We start from the raw sequence: 26519 nt of genomic DNA, 5'->3' as shown, positions 1-26519 counted from the left end.
GTCCCTCCTCGTTATTCGGTCATCACCCATGTATCTTTTCCGCCGCCGCCTTGTGATGAGTTGACGACCATCGAACCTTCCTTCAAAGCCACTCGCGTCAAACCGCCAGGGAAGACGTGCGGCTGCTCGCCATTGAAAATGAACGCACGGATGTCGATGTGACAGCCCGAGAATTTTTCCCCACGGAAAACAGGTAATCGGGAAAGCTTGATCATCGGCTGTGCGATGTAGTTTCCTGGGTTTTTCTCGATTTGTCGGCGATACGCCTCGCGCTCTTCTTCTGACGCGTGCGGTCCAATCAGTAGGTTATACCCGCCTGAACCGTCCGTCTGTTTGACGACAAGTTGGTCGAGGTTTTCCAGTACATATTTCCGTTGTTCTTCATCTCGTAAAAAGTAAGTCTCCACATTCTTGATGATCGGCTCCTCACCGAGGTAGTAGCGGATCATCGTTGGTACATAATGATAGATCGCTTTGTCGTCGGCTACGCCGTTTCCGATGCCGTTGCAGATGGTCACATTCCCAGCACGGTACGCATCAATCAAGCCGGCAACACCAAGCATGGAATCCGGACGGAACTCAAGCGGATCGAGGAAATCGTCATCAATACGGCGATAGACGACGTCGACGCGTTTCAGGCCACGGGTCGTTTTCATGTACACAACACGATCGCGTACGAGAAGATCCCGGCCTTCAACGAGCTCAATGCCAAGCTGCTGCGCTATGAAACTATGATCGAAATAAGCAGAGTTATAAATTCCTGGTGTGAGGAGTACAATGTTAGGGTTGCTGACCCCGTTCGGTGCAACGGATGATAGGGCGTCATGGATGTGAGTGAACTGGTCTTCTAGAGATTGAACGTCATAGTCTTGGAAAAAGTCAGGGAAAATGTGCCGCATGACGTAGCGGTTTTGGAACACGTACGAAAGTCCTGACGGATTCCGCAAGTTATCTTCAAGCACACGGAATTCACCGTTGTCGTCCTTGACGAGATCGATCCCTGCCATGAAAATGTGATTTCTTCTTGGAACTTTGATTTTCGTAACTTGAGGATAAAAGTGGTTGCATGTGACGACGAGTTCACGAGGGATGAGCCCGTCTTTCAGGATTTGCTGGCCATTGTATACGTCATCTAAAAAGAGATTCAAAGCTTTGACTCTCTGAATCAAGCCTTTCTCGAGGTTCTTCCATTCATCCTTCGGAATGATGTTCGGAACGAAATCGAATGGAATCGTCCGCTCCGTGCCTTGATTGTCATTGTAGACGGTAAACGTGATCCCCTGTCTGAGGAAGTTTTGCTGCGCCGCTTCATGACGAATTTTCAATTCATCTTCGGGAAGGTCCGACAAACGATCGTAAAGCGTTTGATAATGGCTGCGCGGCCTTCCTTTTTCCTGGAGCATTTCATCAAAGAATGATTCCGTTTCATACGTCTTAAACATTCAATGTCCCCTTCCCATCATTTTTAGTTTGAAAATTCTAACACTTTTAGCGTACACCATAGAATCCCCGTTATCAAGGCAATATAAACACTAATACTGTCGAAAAAAGAAGGATATCCAAAATAAATCACCATCGATGTTTTTCCCTGTCACTGGAGGTGGTTTTTTGGAGGTAACTCAATCAGCTTGAACGTCCACAAGCTCTTATTGCAATATATAGGATTTTCAGTGAAAATCCTTTCCTTATGAGTGAAAGTCGCGAATTTTTACGGTAGTAAGAAGGTGCCGACTTCCACAAGTTGAGGGCAAAGTTCCACAAGTGAGCAGCAAAGTTCCACAAGTAGGCATAAAAGTTCCCCAAGTCAAAGCAAAAGTTCCACAAGTCACCCCGATTCCCAAACGATAATGTAGGATTTTTCATGAAAAATCCTTTCTTTATTGAATAAAATCCTCTTGAAGGCTGTTTCTGTATAGAAAACGATGAAGTATCTCTCGAATTAAACCTCAATTCCACGTCGGTACCAGGTACCATCACAAAATCCACATCTGATGCGCTTCCAAAACAGTGCCAGGCACCGATGACAATTCCGCACCGCACAAGGCTTGAAGATCGGTGCCTGGCACGGCCTGCAGCACCGCCAGTGATACAACCAAAACAAATTCCCTTGTCCCACTTGACTTTTAGGTATATAACCTCGTTCCGAATAATAAAATGTTACAAAACGAACATTAGGGGAACGCGATGAGAAGTCTAAGTAAAGCTGCGTGCGAGCTTAGCAGGTCATTTCATTCTTAAGGAAACGATGACAATTTAACATTTCGCAGCCTAGATATTGAAGTCTCATATCGCACCTCTTACATCCAATTTAGGGAGGCGAGTGGTGTGCACGATTACATCAAAGAACGAACCATCAAGATAGGCAGGTATATCGTGGAGACAAGAAAAACCGTTCGTATGATCGCGAAAGAATTCGGTGTTTCTAAAAGTACTGTCCACAAGGATTTGACGGAACGATTACCTGAAATCAACCCGGAGCTGGCCAACAGTGTCAAAGAGATTCTGGAGTACCACAAATCGGTACGACATCTTCGTGGTGGGGAAGCGACTCGGGAAAAATACAAGAAATCAACTGAAAAGGTGGTCAACTGATTTCTGGGTAGTGATTATGCACTATTTTTTGACAAATTCTGTCCCTATTCAACACATTCTATGGTAAACTGTACAGTGGATGAACTACATAAATTTAACAAAACATACTAACTATAGAACTAGTGTATAAAATAGGGGGATTTACCGGATGTTTTCAAGGGATGTCGGAATTGACCTGGGTACTGCGAACGTACTCATTTATGTGAAGGGACGTGGAATCGTCCTCGATGAACCATCCGTCGTTGCCATCGATAAGAACACGGATCGGGTCATCGAAGTAGGAGAAGAAGCACGGAGAATGGTTGGCCGGACTCCTGGAAATATCGTTGCCACACGACCTTTGAAAGACGGCGTCATCGCTGACTTTGAAGTGACCGAAGCAATGCTCAAATATTTCCTCGATAAGATCAACGTGAGGGGGCTGGTAGGCAAACCGAGAATCTTGATCTGTACCCCGACGAACATCACGACAGTTGAGCAAAAAGCGATTCGTGAAGCTGCACATAAGAGCGGAGCGAAGCACGTCTTTCTTGAAGAGGAACCGAAAGTTGCTGCTATTGGAGCTGGAATGGATATTTTCCAGCCGTACGGTAACATGGTCGTTGACATAGGCGGTGGAACAACTGATGTTGCCGTACTTTCCATGGGCGATATCGTCACCGCCTCTTCGATTAAGGTCGCAGGGGACAAGTTCGATCAAGACATCCTTCAATACATCAAACAGAATTATAAGCTGTTGATCGGTGATCGGACTGCAGAAAGCATCAAACATGAAGTTGCAACGGTCTTTCCAGGATCTCGGGACGAAGAAATGGACATCCGTGGTCGTGACTTGATCAGCGGACTGCCACGCAACATCACGATCCGTTCTTCTGAAATTGAAGAATCATTACGGGAATCCATCCACTCGGTTGTTATGACGGCGAAAAGTGTTCTTGAAAAAACACCACCTGAACTTTCAGCAGACATTATCGATCGTGGCATTATCCTCACTGGTGGTGGGGCACTTTTGCATGGAATCGATCAATTGTTCTCTGAAGAACTTAAGGTACCTGTGCATGTAGCTGATGACCCGATGACTTGTGTCGCAAGAGGGACAGGGTTGATGCTTGAGCATATAGACAAGCTCCCTAAGCAGAAGTTATCCTGATCCGCCCTGAATCTATCAACCATTTTTCAATCAATAGATTATGTAAAAATTTTAGGAGGAGAGCAGCATGTTTCGTGGATTTTACACAGCCGCTTCCGGAATGATCAGCCAGCAAAGACGTCAGGACATGTTAACGAACAATCTAGCAAATGCTAATACGCCTGGGTATAAAGCCGATCAGGCTTCGCTGCGCGCGTTCCCGCAAATGCTATTGAGCCGACTTGGAGAAACGAACATAGCCGGAAATTCAGTTCCGACGAAAAAACAGGTCGGGACGTTGGCGACTGCCGTTTATATGCAAGAGATGACGCCTAAATTCCGTCAGGGAGACATTCAAGAAACGGGCAACCGCCTGGATGTTGCCCTCCTCCAGGGTGCCGTGCCGACGGACGAGGAAACCGGTGCACAAGGATCGCTCTTTTTTACTGTACGAAATGAAGCGGGTGAGCTTCGCATGACCCGTAACGGCAATTTTTCCTTGGATGCAAACGGCAATCTCGTCACATCCAATGGTGACTTCGTGCTCGATACGAACGGCAATCCGATCCAGGTCGACAGCACTGATTTTACAATGGATACGAACGGGTTCATTCCTCAAGCGAACGCACAAGTGAACGTAGCGCTTGTCGAGAATCCGAATCTACTAGAAAAAGAAGGCAACGGACTTTTTCGTCTGGAAAATGAAGAAGCACTTGTCGCTGCAAACGGAAACCCGGAAGTTTCCTATCAGCTTAAGCAAGGTTTCGTAGAACGCTCTAACGTTGATGTCGAGCAGACGATGGTAGAAATGTTGAACGCTTATCGTACATTTGAAGCGAATCAGAAAGTTTTACAGGCATATGACCGGACGATGGAAAAATCTTCGAACGAAATCGGACGACTAGGGTAAAACTAGCGCGTATCAGGGGGTAGAAAGATGAACCGATCGATGATCACCGCATCCGTATCAATGGGACAGCTGCAGCGACAACTGGACACGATTTCAAATAACCTTTCGAACAGTAATACATATGGGTTTAAACGCCGCGATGTGCAATTCTCGGATCTACTCACGCAAGAGATGAACAGTCAGACGAATCCGAACCGCGAAGTAGGCCGATTGACGCCAGATAATATCCGGTTAGGCAATGGAGCAAGAGTTGCTGGGACCGTGTTGCGAATGGAGCAGGGGACGGTCGTTCAGACGGGTCGATCACTCGATTTAGCCTTGCTGGACCCTAGTATGATGTTCCAAGTACGAAAAACTCTTGAAAATGGCGACGAAATCATTGAATATACTAGAGAAGGGTCTTTTTATGTGACACCTGTTCAAGGGAACCCGAACCAACTGCAATTGACCGCTGGTAATGGGGACCGATTGGTAGGCGAAAATGGCCGCCCGATCACTGTGCCGGCTGGATTCGAGTCTTTCAATATCGGGTCTGATGGCTCCGTACGAGCGACAATGCCAGATGGTACGACGGTGAATGCAGGTCAGCTTTCTTTAGTAGAAATCATCCGACCGCAGCTGTTAGAATCTACAGGTGACAACCACTATCGTGTCGAACGTGATACCGAGTTGGGACAAGCACTCGCCCTGGTAGAAGGTAGAGATGGAATTGTTCAGCAAGGCGCATTGGAACAATCCAATGTCGATGTTTCACACGAAATGACACAACTCTTAACGACGCAACGTTCCTATCAAATGAATGCTAAAGCTGTAACGATGGGCGATCAGATGATGGGACTTGTGAATTCGATTCGATAAGTAAGAGGTATAAGGAGTTAATATGGTTCAAAATCATTCAGAATCCAACAACAACGAACAATCGACATCGCGTGAGGAATATAAAGCCAACAAAAAGAAGCAGGGATCTTCTCCTAAAGACGCTTCTAAAAGAGAAGAGATGAAGAGAGACGAGATGACGAAGCTTCGAGAACGAATCGTACCGATCTGGCTTCGCTTGATCATCGTTCTTCTGTTGTTCGCACTGTGTCTGGGAGCGGGACTCGCTGTAGGATACGGTGTCATCGGTGATGGAAACTGGACAGATGTCTTCTCGAAAAGCACCTGGCAGCACATCGTCGACCTTGTGAAGAAGGATCAATAGAATATATAGGATAACCCGGTTAAACGCCTATCCGCGTCCAACCGGGTTTTTGTTTGGAAGGGCAGTGCCAGGCACCGAATGAGAAGCCTTGGTACCACTGACTTCCTTTTCGGTGCCTGGCACCATCTCCAAACCCGTGTCTACCAAGGGTTCCGAATCAGTACCTGGTACCGTGTCGAAATTTCGAACTCCCATTTAATTGGAAGTAACGGTATAATGGGATTATCCCTTCATTCAACTTGGTTTGATTTCGTTCAACATTCCTCAACACACATCCACCCAGTCCTTTTCAAATCTACTAAATCTATTTAGGAGTGATGCATTTGCCTCGCCAACCTCGCGTTTGGTATCCCGGTGCTGAGTACCACATCACCACCCGCGGTAACCGAAAGACCCCGCTTTTCTATGACTCGCAAGACCGCCACATCTACTTGAAATACCTCTCCGAAACCCGCACACAATACCCCTTCGATTTATATGCATACTGCCTCATGACAAATCACATCCACCTGCAACTGAAATCTCACGACACCCACATCCAGCTAATCATGCAAAAGCTGAATTACCGCTACGCCACTTACTTCAATCGGAAGTATGATTACGTCGGACACTTGTTCCAGGGGCGTTATTTTTCCAATCTAATCGGTTCGCCTGCCTACCAGCTCGACGTCAGCAAATATATCCACTTGAATCCGGTCAAAGCGGATCTCGTCACACAGCCTTCAAACTATGATTGGAGCAGCTATCGCACCTACACTGAATTTGAGCGGAGAGCACCCGTCAACCCGTATCCAGTCCTCTCACAATTTCCATACCCACAGAACATTGAATACCAGAAGTTCGTCGAAAATGACCCAGCCGCATCCATCAACGGCAACAACCTTACCGAAGAGATCTTACTCCCTACGTAATCCACCTTCACGGATTTCTTTTTCCAAAACGATTTATGCTATCATAAGGAAAAAGAGTGTTAACCATAGGAGGATACATATGTTGAACATTGACGAAATCAAAGAAATTATCCCGCACCGCTATCCATTTTTGCTTGTAGATAAGATTTTAGAAGTGGAAGAAGGGAAGCACGCAATCGGAGTGAAAAACGTGTCTGCAAATGAAGAATTTTTCAACGGACATTTCCCTGAATACCCTGTCATGCCAGGTGTTCTGATTGTAGAAGCACTCGCTCAAGTCGGGGCTGTTGCGTTATTGAAAAAAGAAGAAAACCGTGGACGTCTCGCCTTCTTTGCAGGAATCGACAACTGCCGCTTCAAGCGTCAAGTCCGCCCTGGAGACCAGCTACGCCTCGAAGTGGAACTGACTCGAGTTCGTGGTTCGATGGGTAAAGGAAAAGCGACGGCGACTGTAGACGGAGAAGTCGCATGTGAAACGGAAATCATGTTTGCGCTAGGTAAAAAAGAAGACTAAGAAAGCGGGAAGAGGGGGAGTTTGGAGATGAAGATTTGGGATATTTCTCAACCGTTGAAAGAAGGCGTGCCTACATGGCCGGGAGATACGCCTTTTTCATTCAAGCTGAATTGGACGAAAGCCGAAACCGGATCTGTTAATGTCGGAAGCGTCACCTTCAGCACGCATACAGGAACGCATGTGGATGCACCGTTTCATTTTGATGATGACGGCAAAAAGATGCTGGACCTAAAGCCCGACCTCTATGTCGGTGATGCGCTCGTCGTCCACTTAGAAGGACGAGAATCAATCACACCGGAAGATTTACAAAACTATGATCTGAGCGAAGTGGAGCGGGTGTTGATCAAGACGGCCTCATGGAAAGATCGAACGAAATTTCCAGAGTCGATTACGTATCTGTCACCTGAACTTGCTCCATTTTTAAAAGAAAACGGAATTCGATTGATTGGCGTGGATGTACCATCCGTCGATCAAGTCGACTCCAAAGATTTGCCAGCACATCACAGCTTGCTCGACCACAACATTCATATCTTGGAAAGCGTCATGTTGGACGATGTAGAAGAGGGGATTTACGAGCTGATTGCACTGCCACTTCCATTAGCCGAATCCGACGCGAGCCCAGTGAGGGCAATACTTCGTAGGTGATTATTAAGCCAGTGTTAGCGAGATGTAAACATCGTTAGAGTTGTGTATTCATTCAGTAAATTCTAACAAATATCGCAAAAAATTTACTATAGTGTAGTTAACCGGGAAACAAGCCGGTCAAAAACTTTTGCGATATAAGGAGTGGATTGAACGTGAAGAAAAGTTTTCTCGCTAAACTAGGCTCTGCACTACTCGCAATTATGTTAATTACAGCTTGTAATGGAACGGAAGAAGAACCAGCTAACGAAGAACCAGCAAACGAAGAACAAGAAACCAACACTGAAGACGGAGAGTCTGAAGAAGGTTCTTGATCATATTATTTTGTAAAATTGAATAGTAGGCACACGACCTACCTCCCTCACCCTCACATTTGGAGCTGCCCCGAGCAGCTCTCTTTTTTTTGTGAGTAAAAAAGACGGTACCAGGCACCGATTAGGAAGCCAATGGTACCAACGCTTCTCAATCGGTGCCTGACACCACCCTTCAAATTACCTATTTCATATTGCTTATAAGAGTGGAAATATCATGCGGGATTGCCATTTCTGATAGAAAACACCTATAAATTATCAGAAAAAATAGGAAGATAGAACTTCGAAGAATGGTGTCGAATTGTTGTATACTAAAACCATTGAAGAGCAGATAAAGGCAAAGCTATCGAAAGGTAGTGACGCAAAGCTAAAGGGACTAACGGTGAACCCCACCTATGTCAGCCAGTTGCCTAGGACCGATCAGTCATACATAAGAAGGATTAAAGCTAGCATAGGTCAACAAGGCAAATTACAAGAGTACAGGATTCTGTAACTCTCGTAGTCTGCTTTTTTTATGAAAAATAAACGAAAGGAATGAAGCAAATGATGAAGAAATGGATTGCAGTACTAAGCGCAGCTTCTCTACTACTATTCGGAACCTCACCAGCAGCGTTCGCAAACACAAATGAGTCTACTCCAAAAGTTGAGATGAAAGACAGTACATCCACTACGGAAGAACCAACAACTGAAGAAAACAATGAGGAATCCACAACAGAAGAAAGTAATGAGAAAGAAGAAACTAACGAAGACGAAGCTACAGAAGATGAGGAATCAGAAGAAGCAGAAGAAGAGCCGTCCCTATTACCAGGTGACTTCTTCTATTTCGTAAAAACAATGATTGAAAATGTACGGCTTGCAGTAGCTTCTGACGACTTTGAAGAAGCAAAGATCTTAGCTGATATTGCATCTAAGAGAATTGCTGAAGCTAATGCTCTTTTTGCTGCTGGTGAAACTGAGCTAGCTGAGAAGACGCTTGAAGAAGCAATTAAAGCACAAGAAGCAGCTCTTGAAAAATCAGAAAGTAACGAAGAGTCTTCTGAAGAAACAGAAGAAGGAACAGAAGAGTCTGAGGAAGGTTCTGAAGAAGAGGAATCTTCCGAAGGTGACGAAGAGTCCACTGAAGGTGAACAAGAGTCTGAAGAAGGAACAGAAGAAGAGGAAGAGTCCACTGAAGAAGAGGAAGAAGATTCCGATATGGACGAACTCCAATCGAAACTTTCTCAAAACATTAACGCATTGCTAATGGCATTAGCGCTTGTTGAGAACCCTCAAGCTCAAGAGTCTCTTATGAAAAATATCCAAAAAGCATTCGCAAAATTGGATAAAAAGATTGCAAAACTAGAAGAAAAGCACAACAAAAAAGAAGATATGGATGAAGAAGAGTCAGAAGAGGAAGAGTCTGACGAAAATGAATCAGAATCCGTTGAAGAGGAAGCAAATGAGGACGAGGAGTCCGAAGATGAGGATAAAGACGATGAAGAAATAGCTGCTAAGAAAGCAGAAAAAGCAAAACAAAAAGCTGAAAAGAAAGCTCAAAAAGAACGAGAAAAAGCAGCCAAGAAACAAGAAAGAGCTGAAAAGAAGCAAGAAAAGCAAAAAGAAAGAGCGGAAAAGAAACAAGAGAGAGCTGAGAAAAAGCAAGAGAAGCGCGAAAAGCAAAAGCGTGACCGAGACGACGATGATGATCGTGAAAAAGAGCGTAAACGCGACCGAGACAAAGATCGCGATGACGATGATGAAGAAGATGAAGACGACGATGATGACCAAGACAACGATGATGACGAAGACGATGATGATGAAGAGGACGACGATTAATCGTTCCGTTGAGAAAGGAGACTGCCACGAGGCGGTCTCCTTTTTTTATAACGTCAAATTGTTACTCGCAACCGTCTTTTCCTTAGGACCACTGACAAAAGTCGCTTTTACTCTTTTTGACCTCATCAGATAAGGAATCCATATGATACTTAATAACAGCGCTCCAGCTTGCTGTCGATACGACTGGTTTTGGATATATTGCAATGTATCAGCTGTAATAGGTAGTGTACCGAAAATCCAATTCGTAATGAATCCATCAGCGACTGCAAAAACCGTCATGGCAATCAGAAAAGAAATCATAAACCTCGGAAAAAGAGAACTCCTCGTTAACAACAGCCACAGACCAACCAAGGAAAGAATGATCAACAGAAGATCCACACCAACACCCATCCAAAAAGCAGGTTCAAACCAGGTGTGATAGAGGGGATTACCACTTTCCGTCAATAAACTCCAAGCGGGTGTATTGTAAACGGTCCAATACGTTTGATACAAAGAATAGAGCCGAATGACCGGGACTAACAGAAGACCAAAGACAATGAGGATCAACCATCCACCAATACCTTCATGCTTAGACCCCATAAGGAATCTCCTTTCCTCTTAATAAGTTATAAATACCCTTCCCATAGTTACTTCAATCCAATTTTTTGAAAACCTTTAATTCGTTACCATAAATTACAAAAACAAATATAGACAACAAACATATGTCCGGACCGAATGAATTACTTAGTTAATTCAACTAAGGAAAGGTAAAAGGTGGAGAAGACAATGGCAGCTCAAACAACACGAAAATTCTTCGAAGAGATCCATTTTTTACGTGCATTTGCCTGTTTAGGTGTTATTTTAGTTCATGTGAGCGCAAGCTATGACACATGGTTCATATACATGTTTAATCAATTAGGCCGATTCGGAACACCAACATTCGCGTTGATTAGTGGATTCCTTTTGTTCCACCAAGTGAAATATAAAGGATTTGATTCGCAAAAATTCATTAAATCCAGGTTTACGAAGATTGTCGTACCATTCATAGTGTGGAGCATATTTTACTTTTTGCTGGGTCTCATACTGTGGAAATCGTTTCCTGATTTAGAAGTATTGATCAAAAGGTTCTTATTTGGTGATTCTTTTTATCACTTATATTTCATGGTGATTGTGATTCAGTTTTATCTCTTTTTCCCTTTAATGCAGCTCATTCGTACAAAAAAAGCCTGGATGATTGCCTTACTTGTATCATTTATCGTGACTTTTTTCTGTCTATATCATAAACAAATACCAATAGATGGACCTGTTGGAACATTCGTTAATGATCCCATCTTTTTATTTAAGTGGATTTTCTATTTTATATTTGGAGGGTTTTTAGCATTTTATTGGGAGCAAATCCTGCAATTTACGAAAAATAAAGGTCTTCTAATCCTGATCATAATTGCAGTTTATGCATTTACGATTTATGAATATCATATTGTAGGTGCAATAAGTTCGAGACGAGTTTCGAATTTAGTGAACATCCCATTGCTCACTATAGCTTGTATTGGACTTATTCCATTATTAAAACAGATGAAATTCCTTTACAATCCATTGAAGGTAATTGGTACTTTCTCAATGGGGATCTATCTCGTCCACCCTTTTGTGCTTATTATTTTAAAAGAGCTCATTCCTGAAGGGGTTTGGGCTGCTCCTGAAAGCTTCCCGGTGATCACATTGATGGTTCTAATCATTTCAGTTGCGATTGTACAAGCGATTCGAATGTTATCATTCGTACAATATATTGTCCCAGTGCCACAAATGAAGCCACGCAGACAGGAAGCAATCAGCTGACTCAAAATTATGAGTCAGCTTTATTTGTCTTCTTATATACTTCATAACTCCCGATCTCTTCAAACCCTAACTTTCGTAAAATCGGTTCAGAGTTATCCTTCCGAGCCTGGGTAACGATATACTTAGAACCGTTTTGTGCGGCAAGCTCCATTCTCTTTGTTAAAAGCGAATGATAAATACCTTGCTTCCTGTACTCCGGTAAAACACCTGTCCCGGCCAAATACATTGCTACGCCATCTGAGCTGAACCGATACCCGGCATATCCAACAGGTTTGTCCCCATGCATAGCAATCAGGAAACCTCCCCGTTTGTTTTCAGTCTTTAAATAACCATACCGTTGCTTCACCAAATGTTCTTTCGTAGCATCATCATGTCCCCAAACTTCTGCACTGACATCCACATAGTGCTGAACATCTTCCACCGTTTCCACTACCCGAACTTGGTAGGGGATAGGCTTAGGTTTAAGGTCATCTTTTATTGGTAAGATCAGTCCATAATAAGTATCTTCGTATGTCAGACCGCGTTCCAAAAGCAACTCTTCAAGACTTTCAGGCTTCGAATCAGGCCCAATCCACCATGAAAAAGGCTTTCCATCGTAAAACTGAAGCACTTCATCCAACAAAGCTGCAACTTCTTCCGTCGATTCAGCTTCAAATTTCGCCACTTTGTTCGATAAGATACTTGAGGACCCTTCCGTCTTATACATGAGAAGATCATCACGTTCTACAAATTCAACAGATTCCGGGATATGTTCATAATCCCACATGACTCCGCGGACATATTTCCAAAGTTGTACATTCATCATAGGTGCACCTCATATACATCAACATTAGCGAAACTTTTTCAGAAAACGAACGTCTATCTGAATAAGGTCGCTTTTACTCATTATTCCATCTCAATCAAAGGATTCCTTCAACCATGTACAGAAAGGAGAACAATATGATACGAAAAACCATTATTTTTATCGGACTAATTTTACTCTTAACGGCATGTTCTGAAAAACCGAAACCTGAAACGACATTTGAAAGATACATGAAAGCTTGGGAGCAGCAAGACTTTAAGAAAATGTACAGTCTCTTAACAGATGAATCGCAAAAGAACATAACGGAAGCAGATTTCGTTGAACGCTATACCAAAATATATGAGGATATTAAAGCCGAGAACTTGAAGGTTACATATAAGCTCCCTGAAGAAGAGCAAGACTACGAAGAGGAAGACACACCTCAGTTCGACTTTAATGTAAAAATGAATACGATCGCAGGACTTCTTGAAATCAATCACAAGACAACATTAGCATTCGAAAAAGAAGAAGATAATGACCACTGGGGAATAAAATGGGATACCTCCATGATATACCCGGGTATGAAAGAAGAAGATAAACTCTCTCTTGAAATACAGAAGCCAGTGCGCGGAGAAATCTATGATACCAACGGAGAAGGACTTGCAATCAATGGAATTGTACAGGAAGTCGGTCTAGTTCCAGGCTGGATGAAAGAGGATAGAGTGGAAGTAAAGAAAAGGCTATCTGAATTACTTGAAATGCCTGTCGAGGAAATCAACGCAAAGCTTGAGCAATCTTGGGTGAAAGAAGATTCATTTGTTCCACTCAAGAAAATCCCTAATGACGACCGTGCAAAAATAGACGCAATCCGACCGCTTAATGGAACCAAGTTTGTTGAAAAAGAAGGTAGAGTTTATCCATATAAAGGAGCAGCAGCTCACCTGACCGGCTACATCGGAAAAGTGACAGCAGCCGATTTGGAAAAGAAACAGAACGAGGGCTATACTGCAAACGATTGGATTGGAAGAAGAGGACTTGAACAAGTCCTTGAAAAGGAATTACGTGGTGAAGTAGGAGCGGAAATTTTCATTGTAGATCAAGAAAATGTCCGCCAAGATCTACTTGCCAAAAAAGAACCTGTTGACGGGAAAGACTTTACCCTCACAATTGATGTGTCGGTCCAATCCGTATTATTCCACCAGATGAATAAGGATGCCGGAACAGCTTCAGCCATCAATCCAACAACGGGTGAGGTGCTTGCATTAGTCAGTACACCAGCTTTCGACCCGAATGATTTCGTAAATGGGATTTCTACTGAAAAATATTCGAAACTGGAAAAGAACCCACTCAAACCATTAACGAACCGGTTCACCAAAACCTATGCGCCAGGGTCTGCCTTTAAGCCGGTCACTGCTGCAATCGGGTTAAAAACCGGAGCGATTGATCCTGCTGAAGAAAAAGCAATTCCCGCAAACAACCAATGGAAGAAGGATTCGTGGGGTAACTATTATGTCACAAGAGTGGATAGCCCTGATACAGCTGTGAACCTGCAAGATGCGCTCGTTCGCTCTGACAATATTTATTTTGCAATGTCGGTGCTCGATATTGGAGAAGAAGCCTTTTTACAAGAAACGAAGAACTTTGGCTTTGATGAAAAAATTCCGTTTCCTTATCCGATTCCAGCCTCCCAAATTGCGAATGAGGATGGTATCAAAAATGAAATACAGCTCGTTGATTCCAGTTATGGTCAAGGGCAGGTCGAGATGAGTGCCTTGCATCTGGGACTCAGCTATACACCGATTGTGACGAAGGGTTCTTTGTTAAAACCAAGTCTGTTCAAAGAAACAGAAAAACAAACGTGGAAAGAAAATGTCATCAGCGAAGAGACGGCAAATAGAATCACAAATGACTTAATACAAGTGATTGAAAGTCCGAACGGTACAGCTCCAGAGGCAAAGATTAATGGACTGCGTTTAGCTGGTAAAACTGGAACGGCAGAACTGAAAGCATCAAAAGAAGAAAAAGGGAAGGAAAACGGTTGGTTCGTTGCCTGGAATACGGAGAATCCATCCCTACTTGTGTCAATGATGATTGAAGATGTGAAGGATCGAAGAGGAAGCCATTATGTAACACCAAAAGTGAAAGAGGTATTCCAAAGTTTATATCCAAACCAATAAAGAAGAGGCTGCTCCTGGCAGCCTCTCTAATATTCATTAACAATCCCTTTCAGCTTACTTTGCCACTTTTCATCATCCAAAATGATCTGGAAGGAGATGCGTCGGTTTTTCTGAAGTGAGGCATCTGAACTTCCTTCTTCAATCGGCTTATATTCGGAATACCCAGTAGCAGCAACATATTGCGCATACTTCGGATCCTTGAACTTCGGATTCGCTTCTTGCATGTATTTTACAACGGAAACAGCCCGCTCTGTCGACAGGGACCAGTTGTCATAAGGGACGGAGTCGGTGTGTCCCTCGATCAGAATAATGTACAAGTAGCGGCTCAGCTCTTGCTCGTCGATGATCTGCACCAGGGCATCCGACAGCTGAGCAAGCACCTTTTTTCCGGACGCACTGATCTCCGCACTTCCCGTATCGAATAATATGTTCCCCTCAACGGAAATCGTATTGTTCGGTCCCCGAATGATCTTATCCTTCCCGACGTTCTCTTCTAAACGCTTTTCAATCAAGTCTGATATGTGTTGCTTCACATCAGCCACCTTCGCCAATTCATGCCGTACTTCCGTCTGCTCATATGCGTTGTAGATGCTTTGGATGTAAGCGATGATTGCTATGAACAGCATAACGAGCACCATCATCGCCATCATATCGGTGAATGACGGCCAAAAGTAACCCTGGACACCTTCTTCTTCGTTGTTCCATCTCCTTTTTCGCATGGCGATCACCGTTGATTCGAATCATGAATCGTGATCCGACGTGGCTGATCATAGCCATCACGGTCATAGCGTGCATTGGCTGATTGAACGGTCGCATCAAGCAACCGCTGCAACACATGATAGACATCCCCGAAATATTGATGCGTCTGTTTGAACTCACGGGAAAGATTCTGATACACCGAATCGAGCGCACGGATGAGCTCACGCATTTCCTGATCTCTTCCGTTATCATGCCGGGAATTACGTTCACGCTCAAACATATGTCCAAGCTGATCGATGAAATCACGCTTAAACGTTTCAATCGTCGAGTACCAAGCCTTTTCTAAATGCTGAACGGAAGCGGCAAATGTGTCATTGGCGCGACCGTATTGCTCCGTTTTATCCTGATACCGGTAAAACCACTCGTCGTTCTGCTGCGCCATCCGCCGCTCAAAATCCTCCTGTTTCGTTTCATACCTGGAAAGGACTGTCTCTACACCGCCGATCAACGAGCGTCCGAGTTCTTCGGTTTTCTTTTGCGACTCCTCGATCATCCGGTCGGAATGCTTCATGACCTGTTCCATCCGCTTTTGCCCCTGGTCCAGCTGTTCACTTGTTCGTTTGTACTGCTTTTCAAAGCCGGAAACATGTTCACCGAGCTTTCCCAGCCCTTTATCGACGGAATGCTGGACGGTTTCTAGCTTTACAATCGTATCGGAAAAACGATCGCCGAACTGCACGAGCACATCCGTACTGTTTTTAAACTGTTCGGTGTGATCCCGCTGTGCGGACAGGATGCCTTTCACATCTTCCATTGCACCCTCGAGTCCCGCAGTGAAACCGACCATCTTCGTGCTAAAATCTCCGATACTTTCCTGGAAGCTTTCCTGAACCTTCGTCACAAGGCGGTCCAGCAACCGTTCAAGAGAGTCCTTCGGCTTTTCGTTCTGCAATTGCTCCTGGACGACATGATCCAGCACACCTTCTGCTTCCGAAATGACCCGGTCTTGAAGATAAGCGAGTGACGTTCCGCCTGTCAGAAAACCTGACTGAACGAGGGATAAACAGAGGGAGCTGCCGATTCCCGCGATACTCGTCACAAATGCGATGCTCATCCCTCTAAACGGTTCAGAAATCGCGGTTACGATGGATGAAACGGACAAATTCGAACCACCGGGCTGATTCCCGATATTCACGAGCGTATCCTGCATCGCCATGATCGCAATCGTCAAACCGACGAACGTACCGAGCACCCCGACGATGATGGCAAGAGAGGGGAGTCCATGGATGAGGCGGATGATATTGCCCGTTGGTACTCTGAGTAGCCCCATCACCCGAATTGGCTGCTTCATCAAGTGTTTTTCCACAAGGACCGGGCTGTTTACATTCGCTACGCCGGAGAGGTGATACGTGCGGTATTCCTCGATCGCATCGTTCATCCACTTCGAGCTCCGTCCAGACTGGAGTGAAGCGGCATCCATATGGCCAAGCTCTTTTAACCAGTCCGCCATTTTTAGACGAGCTTGCATATTTCCTATTACACCGAACATCGTAATGAAACCGATGATGCACATGACAATAATCGTGACGTTTTCCAAGCTGCATTCCCCCTTGACATGTCTACTCACAGTCTATGAAAGACAACCAGGGAACTTGCCCACAAATAAAAAAACCCATTGCTAAAATAACAATGAGCTTGTACATCAATTTTTAAGTTTTGTTTTTTGGATCATATTCAGCTTTTCATCAAGCTGCTGACTGATCTGGACAATCATCGGATCGGAGTAACTATCAATCTTTTTACTATATTCATACATCAACTTTTGCAGCGAATAAACTTCATCTTTTTCTTCAATTCTACTAGATAGGATTTTGTTCATGAGAGCCTCCGTAATCAGACATCTATCAATCTCGTAGGAATAATTTTACAATAATGTTGATTCGTTGTAAATAGTAAATTAGCCAAATGGGCCTATTTATCTAAATTATGGATATAAGACATCAAACATGGTTGTCAGACCTATTTATGGTAAGCAGGGATGGTTTTTTCAGATATTTACAAAAAATACATTTCAACTTAATGAAAGTCTAGTAAAGTGAGAAATGGTGTTTCCAAAACTATTAATGGGAGGTTTATCATATGCATCATTTGCTCATGAAAAAGTGTACAACCTTTATGGTTGTAATTGCGATGTTGGTCGCGTTGCTTCCAGCTGGAATGGCGCAAGCGGCTACAACGTCGATCTCTGACGCAAAGATCATGACAGGACAGACCGTCACGGTTGAAGGCATTGTGACAGCTGATTTTACAGGCAGCAATCTATCGGCATACATACAAGACGAGACAGCAGGAATTAACGTATTTTCTTTCAATGAAAATCTAGTAGATTTACAAGAAGGTCAACAAATCCAGGTTACAGGTGAAATTAAAACATATAACGGTTTAACAGAGATCGTACCTGGTACAGTTGAAATCCTTTCCAGCGGAAATGCGCTTCCTGCACCACAAGCTACGAATCTCGAAACGCTTTACACGGATCAAGCGGAGCCGCTAGAAGGCTCTCTTGTAAACGTGAGAGGCTATATCCAGTCCATTCCTAGTAACACGGCAGGAAGCGGCTACAATATTTCATTCATCGATGATAGTTTACAAGGTGTAACGCTCCGAGTGGAAACGGCAACTGGCATCGATGTTGCATCTCTCCAAGAAGGCAAGTGGTACGACGTGACGGCGATCGTCGGCCAGTACAATGACTATCAACTTTTACCGAGAAAAATGGAAGACTTCAAGCTGGTAGAGCCACAACCACCAGCACCAAAACCGAAAGAATCTTATGAAGCGACAATCGACCGCGTCGTTGATGGAGATACGGTCCATGTAACCGATCCAATCTTAGGATCTACGAAAATCCGAATGCTTTCCATTGATACGCCAGAAACGAATTACAACGGTGAGTCCCAAGGCTATCATGCAGAAGCCGCGACAGAAGAACTGCAGCGTCTGCTCCCAGCTGGTACAAAGATTACGGTTGAAGTCGGCGAACAGCCTTTAGATGACTACGGCCGCTTGCTCGGTCACATCCACAAGGGCGAGATGGACGTGAACAAGGAAATGGTTCGTCTCGGGCGCGCAGTCCCTTACTTCATCTACCCGAACCTGAAGCATTTTGAAGCATATCATGCAGCTGCGAAAGAAGCGATTGAAAACGGCAGCGGGATGTGGGACCCAGCCAATCCAATTGCCGAATTACCTTACGAGTTCCGTTTCAATAAACGTGGCGGACCGGACAAGTTCGTCGGCGACTATTTTACAAAAGAATATGTCGCTCCTGAAAAATGGGAGGACATCCCGATCGAGAACCGTGTCTTTTTCTTTGAAGAGCAAGATGCCATTGATGCAGGCTATACGAAGAGTGACAGCGGTACAGGAGATCTGATTAAGGTACAATTGCTCGGACTTAACGACTTACATGGAAAAATTGATGTAACGAAGCGCGATGGAGACCAATCCTATGGACGCATCGATTACTTAGCTACTTACTTGAAAGAACGCGAAGCGACGAACCCGAACACGTTGACCGTACATGCTGGAGACATGGTCGGCGCAAGCTCTCCGGTGTCCGCGCTTTTACAGGACGAGCCAACAGTTGAGCTAATGGAAGCGGTCGGCTTTGACGTTGGAGTTGCTGGAAACCACGAGTTTGACGAAGGTGTCGATGAAATGCTTCGCCTCGTGAACGGTGGAACGCATCCAGACGGACTTGCAGACTACGATGGAATGGACTTCCCGCTTTTAGGAGCGAATGTCGAGTATAAAGATACAGGCGAGAATGTCCTTGATCCGTATAAAATTTTTGAAATCGGCGGCACGAAGATCGGTTTTATCGGAGTGGTGACGGAAGACACGCCGAGCATGGTCATCCCGGATGGCATTCAGAATGTCCGTTTTACAGATGAAGCAGAAGCGGTGAATCAATACGTACCTGAATTGCAGGCACAAGGCGTTGAAGCGATCGTTGTCCTCGCACATGAACCGGTTGATATGAATGGTGATGTCGCGACAGGCGAAGCGGCAGAGCTTGCGAATAACATCAACGACGCAGTAGACGTCATTTTTGCAGGGCATAACCATGTAAAAGTGAACACTGTTGTTGATAACAAGCTGATCGTTCAATCTTGGGAATACGGCATGGCGTTCTCTGATGTTGATCTTGAAATCGACCCAGTCACGCATGATATTGTAAAAAAATCAGCTGAAATCGTAGACGTTGTACAAAACGGCGTAACACCAGACGCTGAAGTAACAGCTCAACTTGATGAGTACCTAGACATCGTCGGACCTAAGCTGAGTGAAGTCGTTGGAGAAGCAGCGATTGCAATTGAAGGCGGATACTCTGAAAAAGGTCTCGTCGGGGACAATGCACTCGGAAACCTAATTGCAGAAGGCATGCGCACAGAAATGAGTGCCGACTTTGCATTAATGAACGGCGGAGGAATTCGTGACGACCTCGATGCAGGAGAAATCACTTGGGGTGAGCTGTACAACATCCAGCCATTCGGCAATACGTTGGTAAAAATTGAGCTCACCGGTGAAGATGTACGCCACGTATTGAACACACAATTCCATCCAACATACGGACCAGACTTGAGTATTGCAGGATTCCGTTACACATGGAATGAAGAGACGAACGAAGTCGTTGATCTGTACTTGCCAGATGGCACAGAAGTCGATCCAGCAGCAACGTATACGGTCGTCGTGAACAGTTACATGTATCCACACGGAACAGACCGTTACCGCCTGGATGAACTTGGAGCAAACCCGGTTCAAGGACCAACGGACTTGGATGCAACAGTGGATTACATCGAGAGCTTTGGAGAACCGATCGAAGCCTATCCTGACGGACGAATCAGTAGCGATTACGTTGCCCCAACTACGACTGTGACTCGTCAAACTGGCAATGGTGAAGACGATGACGATGATGAAAACGTCACGTACATGGTTGAAGCGACAGACGGCGAGGGTGTAGGAGTATTAAAAACCGTTTACCGAGTAAACAACGGTGAATGGAAGGTACTCGAAGGAAACACACTCACGTTCTCAGAAGAACGATACGATGACGATGAAAGACACCAAGTCGACATCCGATCCATCGACCAAAACTTCAACAAAGAAGTCATCCAAACATTCTACTTTGGGGAAGAAGAGGACGATTCCGATATGGGTGAAAATTTGGAAGAACTTCGCGAAGTGATTGAAGAAGGAGCAGAGGAAGGGAAGTTCAAGAACCACGGAATCTCCCAATCCATGCTCTCTAAAATCGACTCTATCGAAAACGAACAAAATGTAGAAAAACAAATTAAGAAACTTGAAAAACTCCAAAGCTGGATCGAGAAGAAGAGCGGAAAACATATCGACTCTGAACTAGCTGAAGAATTAATTGAAACAATCGAAGACATCCTAGAAGAAGACTAATCATTGAAGTGCCAGGCAACCCACAGTAGAGGGTGCCTGGCACTTTTTTTGACCCCATGGGAGAGTAAGGACGCTATTCGGTACCAGGTACCATTTTGAAACCGTTGGGAGAGTAGGGAGGAATTTTGGTACCTGGCACCAAGTAAGTGTCGCGAGCTTGATTTTGGGGAATAAATAGGTTTAATAGATACTGTTTAGATCAACCAATAGATATAGAAATGGGGAGTTGTCGTTGAAAAAGATTCAGTTTAAGAAGAAAACAGTGGTATGGAGCTTAGTTTGGGCTCTCCTTCTAATTTACATAGTGACGATGATTTATCATACGTACAAGCCCCTTCCAGAGGGGATTTCTTACGAAAGTGAAGTCTATCAGGTAGATGACGTGAAGTTCTATTATGATCTGACCTATAAAAAAGGCGATCAGTTGAATCATGAGCTCAACATTTTCAATCGAATCAATGAAATCATTTCCGAAGCGGAAGAGTTCATCGTGATCGACATGTTCATGTTCAACGGCTACCATGACAAGAAAAAAGAGTTCCCACCCATCAGTGAGAATCTGGCTGAAGCGATCATCGAAAAGAAAAAGCAGAACCCAGACATCAAGGTTGTCTTCATCTCAGACGAAATCAATACTGGTTACCGATCTTATGAATCTAAATTGTTATCCACGCTTGAGGACCATGGGGTAGAAGTTGTTTACACGAATTTGAATCGACTGCGTGATTCCACACCGCTATACTCCGGTGCATGGCGGATGTTTTTCCAATGGTTCGGTCAGAAGGGTGACGGCTGGATCATGAATCCGTTTGCGAGCACAGCTCCAGAATTGACAGCTCGATCGTACTTGAAACTTTTAAATGTAAAAGCGAACCATCGTAAGATTGTCGCGACAGACAAAACGGCGCTGGTATCAACCGCAAACCCACATGACGCATCCGGTTATCATGGAAATGTTGCATTTGAAATCAAAGGACCGATCATACAAGAAATCATCCAAGCGGAGCAAGCAGCAGTGAACATGTCAGAAGAGGGCGTTGAACTTCCAAAATACGAACCGAAACCGGACGCCAATCCTAATGAAGGCCAGTACAAACTGCAATATTTTACAGAGGGGAAAGCGCACAAGCATATCGTTGAAGCGATTGAGAAAACGTTGCCCGGACAGAAAATCCGCCTCGGTATGTTCTACATTGCTGACCGATCGGTAATTGAACCACTCATCAAAGCATCAAAACGAGGAGTGGATGTGCAAATCATACTCGACCCCAACCAGGTGGCATTCGGTAACAAGAAAACCGGTCTACCAAACATCCCTGTAGCAACCGAAATGGTAGAGGATTCAGGGGGCAAGGTCGACGTCAGATGGTACAACACGACCATGGAGCAGTATCACACGAAAATGCTCTATATAAAGGGTAAAAAGGAATCCACCATCATCGCAGGCTCTGCTAACTACACGAAGCGGAACTTGGAAGCCTTCAACCTCGAAGCGGACCTGCAAATTCAGGGACCGAACGATTCTGAAGTGGTGCAAGAGGTAGACGCATACTTCGAACGACTTTGGACGAACGACGGAGGAAAGTACACCGTCGATTTTAATGAATATACAGGTACGCTCACCTTCCTGCAAAGAGGGGTTTATGCGGTGCAGAAGTTCCTGCGACTCACAACATACTAATAAAACACCATAAAAAAAGTCCTTCATCAAAATCGATGAAGGACTTTTCAACATGTACGACAAAGTCAAGGAACGTAAATATCTAAATGTCTCGGTAAAATCTCGATCTTTAGTGGAAGCAAGTCTCCTTCTTCTCCATCAATATTGGAGTGCAGTTTCTCGCTAGACGAAATCTCTAACCGTGAAGTGCTGATGTACTCGACTTCATCGTCTTCCACATGCTTTCCTCTAATCAACTCAGTCACGATCTTGATGAACTTTGGTAATGCAATATCGTGCACTACGAGGCACTTCAGCTTCCCGTCATCCACCTCCGCATCGGGTGCAAGCTTTTCAAAGCCTCCAACTGAATTTGTCAACGCCGCTAAAACAAGCAATGCATCGCCTTTCCATTCACCGTGATCATGTTTGAGGTGGATATCATATGCTTTTTTAGAGCTCAGCGTTTTAAGGCCTTCCAACATATATGCAAGTGGTCCGAGCATCGTTTTCTGTTTCGGTGATACCTCATATGTAGCTTCTGCGATAGCTCCAACCGCTGCAATATTCATAAAGTAACCATCATTCACTTTCCCGATATCGACAGCACGTGTTTCGCCTTGCTGGATCAATCCTAATGCATCTTCAAATTTCGTAGGGATGTGTAAAGCCCGCGCGAAATCGTTCACCGTACCCATCGGGATGATCCCGAACTTTGGACAATGCTTTTGATCCGCCAAACCATTGACCGTTTCGTTCAACGTCCCATCCCCACCCATGGAAACAACCACATCAAATGCTTCTTCACAAGAAGTTCTTGCAAACTCCATTGCATCGAGCTGTTTCTTTGTCAGCTTAACAATGACATCATAACCTTTATTCCGAAGCACTTCCTCAACTTTATGCTGATTAGCCTCAGCCTCTTCCTTACCAGAAGACGGGTTTACAATAATCATGGCCTTCTTCATTACATTAATCACCTCACGATACCACATTTACACACACCACAAATATACCCCTTAATGGACCTAGTCAATCTTAATGAAGTTTGAAGGGTAATAAATATTTAGAGGTTTTGTTTTCCTTTAGTATCAATCATTTTTGGTACTAGATATTCAAAGAGTAATAGTATTGAAGGTACACTAGTTGATATAAGTACTGTAAATTCTAAACTAATTGACATTAAAATACATATAAGTGAGAGCAGAAACATACGGTAAAGAAATAATCCTACTAAACTATAGAATTGATTATCTCCTACAAAATATTTTAAGATAGTTATTATAACATTATCTACTGTGAGATTAGAAAGAACTAGAGCCACACCCATTATGATAAGCTCTGTTTTAGAGATATCTATCTTGAATAACGAAGAAACCAAGCTTGCAGATCCAGTAACAACCACAATTAATGCCGTAATAGTGATGGTAATAATCAAAGAGAGAATACTTGAAACAAATATTGTCATCGGTATTCTCACATTATTATTTTCTTTTCTTTCAGATTTGTAAATAAAGATAAAAAATAATGGGAGTATAATAAAGAATATAATCATTGCTGTTATGAAGAGTTCCATAGTAATCCTCCGATATTGAAAGAGAGTAGACAACCAATAAGGCTAAGTCCACTCTCTCCAAATCATATTTACATATAAGTATACTATTTCATTTATAAGAAAAAACAAACAAATTTAGCGATGTTCCTAGCATCTGATGGTGGAATACCAGCTTTAACTAGTCCTAAAGTTACTCCTGTCTCAGTAAAATTGTTAATTTCTTCAATGACATTTGCGGCTTTATTTCCGTATTTTGCTATCGATTTACTTGAACTCTGTGCCCACCGATAAGGAATTTTCTTTATTAAATTACTTAGTGCGAATCCCCCATGACGAACAGCTAGGACGACGGCTTTTTTACCAATAGAAACCCAAATTTGAGGCTCAGCTTCTTTTCCGGGACTTGGACCCTTAATAGGTGCAGGGGCTTTAATTTTAGTAACAGTACTCGGTGTTGTAGTTTTTGAATATGCGCTTGCATAAGTTGGTGTAACAGTTGCGATGACCATTACAGTCAAAGCAAAAACAGTAATGAACTTGAACCAGTTTTTCATTTTTCTTCACCTCTAGATTAATTTTTTTTATCTAGAATAAAGTTACACAACAAAATATCCCAAGTAAATACATAATATGTAATAAATTGTAAAACAGGAACATTAGTCTATTTATCATTTTTAGTTAATTAGTACACTTGACCCTGGTAAAAAAATAGAAGATGCTATAAGCATGTAGTTTGTAGCATCTTCTATAAATATTACATGAATCTATCTCAAGTATTCTTCCAAGACCTTGTTGTTGGCTTTCATATAACGAGCTACTGATTCACCCACATAACGTAAGTGCCATGGTTCATACTTGTAGCCTGTTACATCTTCTTCACCCTCAGGGTAACGGATAATAAATCCGAATCGATGTGCATTCCGTTCAACCCAACGGCCTTCTTCCGTATCACCAAACTCTTCAACCAACTGATAATTAACTGCAGGACTCGTCACGTCCATTGCAAGTCCAGTTTGATGTTCACTGTGCCCAGGTTCTGCACTTACACGATCGGCATAGTCTTCACCATATTCTCGAGTGTAATAGCGGTGAATTTCTTGTTGACGTTCATATGAGCGATAACCTGATTGAGCATATAATTCCATACCATCGTTCCAGGCTGCATCAAATAAACGTTCTAAATGTCCTTCTGCAATTGAGTTCATCAAACGCTTATTGTCATTCTCTGAAACATTCGGAGAGAAGCGTACATTTGGTTCTACTAATCTCTCTGGCTCGTAACTTGCAGGGATATTTCTTCTTTTATTAACAAGTAGTAATTGAATTGGATTTGCAAGCTCTGTATCAACATACTGATCAATAGCATTGTATCCACCGAATACAGTAAAGTTATTTAGCCCTCTGTCATCAACATACAATTTCGTAGGGTTCGGTACATAATTTTTTTCTGCTAAAAGAATCGGGTCATTTGTTTTCGCCGCTAAAATGGAGCCAGTCAAGGCGTCTGCAAAATCATACCCCGTTGCTACATACGCTTCGTCCGCATCTCCCATTTGGAAGACTTCTAGAATTTCTTTCGATGTTTCAAAACGATCTCCACCAGCTAATCTTTCAGCTCCATTGAAATCGTTTGCAACGCTTTCTGAAATAACGCCATGACCACCTAGAATATAGGACTTATTAAACCGATCTTTAAATTGATTTACTGCAGACGGAATTTCATTCGTTCTTGTTAACAAGATTGGGAATCCTTGTCTAGCTGCGTAAGGTGCTGCGGAAAGGGCATCAGGATAATTACCTCCATAAGCCACTACTGCAGTATCACTTGAACCTAGTTCTCTAGCAATCTCTACAGACGTTTCGTATCGATTTTTACCTGATATACGCTTGGTTTCAAGACCCATTGAGTTTAATTCAGATTCAATTCTAGAGGAAAGTGCTGCTTCTCCACCGAGTAAAATCACTCGATTCGCTTCTAATCGCTCAATCTCATCTTTTGTGACCTGTGTTAAATAATCATTATCTGTCAATAATATTGGAGCATCTTCTTGATAAGCAAGGGGTGCTCCAGCAATCGCATCAGGGAATTCATATCCCCTTGCGAGAACTACCGTGTTTGAGCCATCAGGCCATCCGTTTTGAGAAATTTCTACGGCAGTCTCATATCTGTTTTCACCTGAAATCCGATCCATATGTATAGCTGAGGCGGATTTTGGTATCGTTAATATCAACAACAGTGCTAAACCTATGACAACCAGAAAAAGTCCCTTGTTTTTCAACCCAAAGATAGTACCCCTCCTAAAAGTTTTATTACAGAACATTTCCCATATATACCCAA

The 26519-nt window shown here is 43.6% G+C and carries 24 protein-coding genes and 1 riboswitch; of the genes, 14 read left to right on the top strand and 10 right to left on the bottom strand.

The window, feature by feature from the left end:
* Positions 1-11: 11 nt before the first annotated feature.
* Positions 12-1442, bottom strand: coding sequence for a circularly permuted type 2 ATP-grasp protein (locus tag ACSVDE_RS15010; protein WP_226547437.1), 1431 nt, complete (start codon positions 1440-1442; stop codon positions 12-14).
* Positions 1443-2325: 883 nt separating this feature from the next.
* Here ACSVDE_RS15010 and spoIIID point away from each other — a divergent pair.
* The 10 genes from spoIIID to ACSVDE_RS14960 all read left to right on the top strand — a co-directional run bounded on the left by spoIIID (position 2326) and on the right by ACSVDE_RS14960 (position 10025).
* Positions 2326-2592: a sporulation transcriptional regulator SpoIIID gene (gene spoIIID, locus ACSVDE_RS15005; RefSeq protein ID WP_221567262.1), complete on the top strand. Its 267-nt coding sequence runs from the start codon at positions 2326-2328 to the stop codon at positions 2590-2592.
* Positions 2593-2740: 148 nt separating this feature from the next.
* A complete protein-coding gene (locus ACSVDE_RS15000; protein ID WP_439301673.1) occupies positions 2741-3742 on the top strand; it encodes a rod shape-determining protein in 1002 nt (333 codons plus the stop codon).
* Between the two features lie 67 nt (positions 3743-3809).
* Positions 3810-4631 (top strand): flagellar hook-basal body protein, encoded by an 822-nt coding sequence (locus ACSVDE_RS14995; RefSeq protein ID WP_439301672.1) that lies wholly within the window; start codon positions 3810-3812, stop codon positions 4629-4631.
* A gap of 27 nt (positions 4632-4658) precedes the next feature.
* A complete protein-coding gene (locus ACSVDE_RS14990; protein ID WP_439301671.1) occupies positions 4659-5489 on the top strand; it encodes a flagellar hook-basal body protein in 831 nt (276 codons plus the stop codon).
* Between the two features lie 22 nt (positions 5490-5511).
* Positions 5512-5832 (top strand): DNA-directed RNA polymerase subunit beta, encoded by a 321-nt coding sequence (locus ACSVDE_RS14985; protein ID WP_439301670.1) that lies wholly within the window; start codon positions 5512-5514, stop codon positions 5830-5832.
* Between the two features lie 323 nt (positions 5833-6155).
* Positions 6156-6743: a transposase gene (locus ACSVDE_RS14980; RefSeq protein ID WP_439301669.1), complete on the top strand. Its 588-nt coding sequence runs from the start codon at positions 6156-6158 to the stop codon at positions 6741-6743.
* A gap of 79 nt (positions 6744-6822) precedes the next feature.
* Positions 6823-7257 (top strand): 3-hydroxyacyl-ACP dehydratase FabZ, encoded by a 435-nt coding sequence (fabZ, locus tag ACSVDE_RS14975; protein ID WP_226547426.1) that lies wholly within the window; start codon positions 6823-6825, stop codon positions 7255-7257.
* 27 nt (positions 7258-7284) lie between these two features.
* The gene (gene kynB, locus ACSVDE_RS14970) at positions 7285-7902 is read left to right on the top strand and encodes an arylformamidase (protein ID WP_439301668.1); all 618 of its coding nucleotides are present in this window, start codon (positions 7285-7287) and stop codon (positions 7900-7902) included.
* A gap of 152 nt (positions 7903-8054) precedes the next feature.
* Positions 8055-8213 (top strand): hypothetical protein, encoded by a 159-nt coding sequence (locus tag ACSVDE_RS14965; protein ID WP_439301667.1) that lies wholly within the window; start codon positions 8055-8057, stop codon positions 8211-8213.
* A gap of 323 nt (positions 8214-8536) precedes the next feature.
* Positions 8537-8624, top strand: a riboswitch (cyclic di-GMP riboswitch).
* Between the two features lie 129 nt (positions 8625-8753).
* Positions 8754-10025, top strand: coding sequence for a hypothetical protein (locus ACSVDE_RS14960; protein ID WP_439301666.1), 1272 nt, complete (start codon positions 8754-8756; stop codon positions 10023-10025).
* A gap of 45 nt (positions 10026-10070) precedes the next feature.
* On the opposite strand, the gene ACSVDE_RS14955 is transcribed toward ACSVDE_RS14960, so the two are convergent.
* Complete coding sequence (locus ACSVDE_RS14955) at positions 10071-10604, bottom strand: DUF2569 domain-containing protein (RefSeq protein ID WP_439301665.1); 534 nt, start codon at positions 10602-10604, stop codon at positions 10071-10073.
* Positions 10605-10790: 186 nt separating this feature from the next.
* On the opposite strand from ACSVDE_RS14955, the gene ACSVDE_RS14950 reads away from it, so the two are divergent.
* A complete protein-coding gene (locus ACSVDE_RS14950) occupies positions 10791-11837 on the top strand; it encodes an acyltransferase (RefSeq protein ID WP_439301664.1) in 1047 nt (348 codons plus the stop codon).
* Positions 11838-11844: 7 nt separating this feature from the next.
* Here the strand turns inward: ACSVDE_RS14950 and ACSVDE_RS14945 are convergent, their stop codons facing one another.
* Positions 11845-12642 carry a GNAT family N-acetyltransferase gene (locus tag ACSVDE_RS14945; RefSeq protein WP_439301663.1) on the bottom strand — a complete coding sequence of 266 codons (798 nt, stop codon included), beginning with the start codon at positions 12640-12642 and terminating at the stop codon, positions 11845-11847.
* Positions 12643-12776: 134 nt separating this feature from the next.
* On the opposite strand from ACSVDE_RS14945, the gene ACSVDE_RS14940 reads away from it, so the two are divergent.
* Entirely contained in the window at positions 12777-14795 is a 2019-nt protein-coding gene (locus ACSVDE_RS14940; protein ID WP_439301662.1) for a penicillin-binding transpeptidase domain-containing protein, read from the top strand.
* A 26-nt stretch (positions 14796-14821) separates the two neighbouring features.
* Here ACSVDE_RS14940 and ACSVDE_RS14935 read toward each other — a convergent pair whose 3' ends face one another.
* The 3 genes from ACSVDE_RS14935 to ACSVDE_RS14925 form a co-directional block, all read right to left on the bottom strand.
* On the bottom strand, positions 14822-15514 hold the full coding sequence (locus ACSVDE_RS14935) for an OmpA/MotB family protein (protein ID WP_439301661.1): 693 nt from the start codon (positions 15512-15514) through the stop codon (positions 14822-14824).
* Between the two features lie 5 nt (positions 15515-15519).
* Positions 15520-17091, bottom strand: coding sequence for a hypothetical protein (locus ACSVDE_RS14930; RefSeq protein ID WP_439301660.1), 1572 nt, complete (start codon positions 17089-17091; stop codon positions 15520-15522).
* 105 nt (positions 17092-17196) lie between these two features.
* Positions 17197-17373, bottom strand: a complete 177-nt coding sequence (locus ACSVDE_RS14925; RefSeq protein ID WP_439301659.1) for a Spo0E family sporulation regulatory protein-aspartic acid phosphatase — start codon at positions 17371-17373, stop codon at positions 17197-17199.
* Between the two features lie 260 nt (positions 17374-17633).
* Here ACSVDE_RS14925 and ACSVDE_RS14920 point away from each other — a divergent pair, with 260 nt between their 5' ends.
* The gene (locus ACSVDE_RS14920) at positions 17634-20966 is read left to right on the top strand and encodes a 5'-nucleotidase C-terminal domain-containing protein (RefSeq protein WP_439301658.1); all 3333 of its coding nucleotides are present in this window, start codon (positions 17634-17636) and stop codon (positions 20964-20966) included.
* A gap of 232 nt (positions 20967-21198) precedes the next feature.
* Positions 21199-22647, top strand: a complete 1449-nt coding sequence (locus ACSVDE_RS14915; RefSeq protein WP_439301657.1) for a phospholipase D family protein — start codon at positions 21199-21201, stop codon at positions 22645-22647.
* A gap of 65 nt (positions 22648-22712) precedes the next feature.
* Here ACSVDE_RS14915 and ACSVDE_RS14910 read toward each other — a convergent pair whose 3' ends face one another.
* The 4 genes from ACSVDE_RS14910 to ACSVDE_RS14895 form a co-directional block, all read right to left on the bottom strand.
* Complete coding sequence (locus ACSVDE_RS14910) at positions 22713-23594, bottom strand: diacylglycerol/lipid kinase family protein (RefSeq protein WP_439301656.1); 882 nt, start codon at positions 23592-23594, stop codon at positions 22713-22715.
* Positions 23595-23692: 98 nt separating this feature from the next.
* On the bottom strand, positions 23693-24202 hold the full coding sequence (locus tag ACSVDE_RS14905; protein WP_439301655.1) for a hypothetical protein: 510 nt from the start codon (positions 24200-24202) through the stop codon (positions 23693-23695).
* Between the two features lie 92 nt (positions 24203-24294).
* Positions 24295-24735, bottom strand: coding sequence for a hypothetical protein (locus ACSVDE_RS14900; RefSeq protein ID WP_439301654.1), 441 nt, complete (start codon positions 24733-24735; stop codon positions 24295-24297).
* 210 nt (positions 24736-24945) lie between these two features.
* A complete protein-coding gene (locus ACSVDE_RS14895) occupies positions 24946-26460 on the bottom strand; it encodes a cell wall-binding repeat-containing protein (RefSeq protein WP_439301653.1) in 1515 nt (504 codons plus the stop codon).
* Between the last annotated feature and the right edge of the window lie 59 nt (positions 26461-26519).

This window comes from Pseudalkalibacillus sp. Hm43 (assembly GCF_051842935.1).
Taxonomy (GTDB): Bacteria; Bacillota; Bacilli; order Bacillales; family Fictibacillaceae; genus Pseudalkalibacillus.
Note: the sequence above shows the minus strand (reverse complement) of the source record. Positions and strands in the feature narration are given on the sequence as shown.